At 68.6% G+C, this 3,324-nt stretch carries 4 protein-coding genes; 2 read left to right on the top strand and 2 right to left on the bottom strand.

Annotated features, from left to right (window positions below):
* Positions 1 to 12: 12 nt before the first annotated feature.
* Positions 13 to 483 (top strand): aromatic amino acid lyase, encoded by a 471-nt coding sequence (locus H505_RS49550; RefSeq protein WP_084551116.1) that lies wholly within the window; start codon positions 13 to 15, stop codon positions 481 to 483.
* A 117-nt stretch (positions 484 to 600) separates the two neighbouring features.
* Entirely contained in the window at positions 601 to 735 is a 135-nt protein-coding gene (locus H505_RS52580) for a hypothetical protein (RefSeq protein ID WP_267898550.1), read from the top strand.
* A gap of 132 nt (positions 736 to 867) precedes the next feature.
* Here the strand turns inward: H505_RS52580 and H505_RS50380 are convergent, their stop codons facing one another.
* Together H505_RS50380 and H505_RS51300 are read right to left on the bottom strand one after the other, a co-directional pair.
* Positions 868 to 1,521 (bottom strand): SMI1/KNR4 family protein, encoded by a 654-nt coding sequence (locus H505_RS50380; protein WP_034521164.1) that lies wholly within the window; start codon positions 1,519 to 1,521, stop codon positions 868 to 870.
* Positions 1,522 to 2,059: 538 nt separating this feature from the next.
* Entirely contained in the window at positions 2,060 to 3,013 is a 954-nt protein-coding gene (locus H505_RS51300; RefSeq protein ID WP_211238621.1) for a hypothetical protein, read from the bottom strand.
* Between the last annotated feature and the right edge of the window lie 311 nt (positions 3,014 to 3,324).

Here is a 3,324-nt window from a genome sequence, read left to right as displayed (position 1 = left end):
CAAGCAGCGTAGATCTGCCCGCAGATCACCCATGAAGAAGCTGTCCGGAAAACGCGTGGCCCCTCACTTCCTCCCAACCTGGCCCCGTGTGCCGGCCCTGAGACCGGCCTTCACCACGGCTTCAAGGGCCTGCAGATCGCTGCGTCCGCGCTTACCGCAGAAGCCCTGGCACTGGCCACCCCAGCCAGCACCCACTCGCGCTCCACCGAAGCTCACAATCAGGACAAGGTCAGCATGGGCACCATCGCAGCCCGCCGGACACGCGACTGCCTCACCCTGGCCATCGACGTCGCCGCCATGCACCTTCTGGCCCTCTGCCAGGCCGCCGACCTACGCGCTCAGCCTCTCCCCGACCCCTTGTGCGGTGTCCACCGCCTCATCCGCCAGCACTCCGCACCCGTTACTCACGACCGCCCGCTGCACGACGACATTGCTACCATCGCCGGTCTCATCCGCCGCCATTCGCTCGAAGATCTCCGGTGACCTCCTGTATAAGGAATCCCGACGCGCCTTCCATTGGGTGTTAGCAATGGCCACTTAAGGCGCCGGGGGTGCCAGGTCGCCGCCGGATATCGGTATCGGCTGACACAATGCCGCGCCATGAGCAAGAGGGAGGGCGCCCCGCTTGCCGGGCTGGACGACGCCACCGTCCTGTCATCGGAGGCCAGTGCAGCGATCGGCGTCCTCGAGGACGCCCATACGGTCCGAGCGGACGGCGTGCGGGTACATCGCTGACGCATCGAGAACGCCACTGTGGCGGTGCCCGTGCGGAGCGGCGGGGAAACCGTTCGGTGTGCAGGTAGACCGTCGCCCGATCGAGCCACATCCCCGAAGCCGGGACCCGACGTCGACACCTGCGCTTCACGGTCATCGGGGCCCGTCGAGCACCACCGCGCCGCGGACGCTGCGCGGGTCTCGCGCGTCTACCCACGTGAGCCCGTCCCGGTCCAGCGCCGGTCGATTCGTCCTTTCCTCGGTTGGGTCCGGGCGCGTCATCGGGCGGCCCTGTTCGAGTGCGGCAGCGATCTCGGTCAGCCAGTCCGGCAAGGGCCACCCGTTCGGGGATGGGTAGGGGGCGTCCCCCGCATCGACCGCCCAGCCGCCGAGGTTGCCGTAGGAGGGCTCGCCCTTGCGCGCGTCGACGTACCAGCCGTACCAGGTGTCCCCGGGCCTGCGGGCGAACGGCAGAATGCCCGCCTCCCGCTCCCACTCGTCGGTATGTGTCCGATACTCACGGACCAGCCCGTCGAGCGGCAGCATCGTCCAGCCGTTCGGAAGGATCCCGGCGACGTGCACAGCGTCGGGCGTCCGGTCTTCGTCCACACCGTCATGGATGCGGTACCAAGCCGCCAGCGTCGCGGGAAACTCCACCCCCATGGCCGCCGCCGCCGCGACGATGTCGGCTTCACCGGCCGGCGGGCGCAGCAACGCGGCCGAAGCCGGTGCGTGAACGCGCAGCCAGGCTTCCATCCGGTCCCAGGCTGCGATCAGCCGCTCGACACCGCCAATATCACTACCCATATACCCACATTACAAATGACCGGCGACATGAAGACCTCAATATCCGAATCGCTCGCCTTTGGAGCCAATGAGCGAAGCTTTCGTTGAGCGAAGTTCTCGATCTATTCGCTTTGGTCGTCGAGCGAGAGTCATTGCTCGACAATATGGCACAGCGAGACCGCTGCATGGCGAAGGTGATACCGACGGGGGGCACCTTTAGGACCCGAGCCCGCTTCCGAATGGTCGTCCCGGTGATTGAGGCCCGATTGTCGAAAGTTTCCCTTGAGCCGGTTTCGGACAGCAACCCACTTTGGGGTACCTCCCCGGTGGCACGCTTGTGCCCTTCAACGGTGTTGTCGGAGCACAGCCAGATGGTGAGCGGCCATGCGGCGCTCGGCTCCGGCGCGGCTGTGCGACCGGCCCCTCGGCCGTGCGGTGGGAACGGTGTGTAGCACATGTGCCGGGTGACCCATGGCAATTACCCGATCCTCGTTCGCCAATAGAGAACCGCCATTCAGCGCGCTTGCCGGTTGATGGGGACCCGCTTGGCTGCGGACTGTCACTCCGCGTTAACGGGAACGCGGCTGATGGGACGGGTCCGAAGCCAGTACGAGCGGGCGGCGACGGTTAGCGCGACCCCGTACACGGCGAACGCGGCCATGCCGATCCAGGCGACCAGCAGTGCGTCATCGGCGGTATGGAAGTCCCCGCGCGGCATCGACAGCACACCGGCCGTGGCCAGGGCCGAGTAGCCGGCCCCCAGCACCCCGTACGGAGCGAGGGTTGCGGCGCCGACCAAGGCCGGGGTCAGGGGGAGCCAGCGCGGGACGCGGCGGCCGCGCAGGAACGGCGTCCAGTGCGGGAAGACCTGCCCCCATGGCCGCACCAGAGCCCAGAGCAGGACGACGCCGAGTGCGGCCAGCAGCGCGGTGCCGTCCAAGCCCCGGGATTCCAGGGTGAGCCAGACCCCCGAAGCGCCGTTGCGCTCGGAGATCGCCAGCATCTCCGCGCCGGTCATCCCCGCGAACGTGCCGCCGGACGCCCAGACCAGCTTCATCACCACGTAAGGGAGGAAGGCCACCGTGCCCGCGCAGGCTGCCAGGTGAACCGGGCGAGAGGCGGCCGAGGGCGAGAGGCGGGCCGGTTCGCCGACCGTCGCGGTGGACGGACCGCGGTCGGAGCGGGCGGTGGCCGCGAGCAGGACCACCCCGGCCGCCGACAGCGCGTGGTTGGCTGCGGCCGCCCAGCTGTCCACCGCCTGGCCGAACATCAGCGTGATGACGTCCATCAGCAGGCTGAACGCGCCGATCGCCGCCAGCCCGCAGACCGCCCACAGCAGCGCCCGCAGCATGGGCCGCAGCCCGTATCGCGCCACCGCGCCACAGGCCAGCGCCGCCAGCGCCCCCACCGCCGCCACCGCCCACCCCATCGCGGCAGGCCCCGGGTCGCCGCCCAGGTAGAGCAACGGGGTCTCACTGAGCGCGCCTGCCAGCCCGAAGCCGGCGAACGCCACCCCCCACACCATCGTCGCCCGGCCCGCCCATCGTGGCCACCGCCGCCACCACGCGTGCCAAGGCGCCCTCATCGTCGGTCCGACACCAGTCATGCTCCGAACATCGCGTGACTGTGACGGCATGGCCTCGCCCATCAGGGCGATCTGTCTCCCCCTACCGAGTGAATGGCCTGCTGAAGCTCAGGAAGATTTCGCGGAGTGTGATGCCGCCTCAACTGGCCATCCGCGGAATTTGGCACTGGGTATGAGGGGCCACGCGTTTTCCGGACAGCTTCTTCATGGGTGATCTGCGGGCAGATCTACGCTGCTTG

The organism is Actinomadura rifamycini DSM 43936 (assembly GCF_000425065.1).
Classification (GTDB): domain Bacteria; phylum Actinomycetota; class Actinomycetes; order Streptosporangiales; family Streptosporangiaceae; genus Spirillospora; species Spirillospora rifamycini.
Note: the sequence above shows the minus strand (reverse complement) of the source record. Positions and strands in the feature narration are given on the sequence as shown.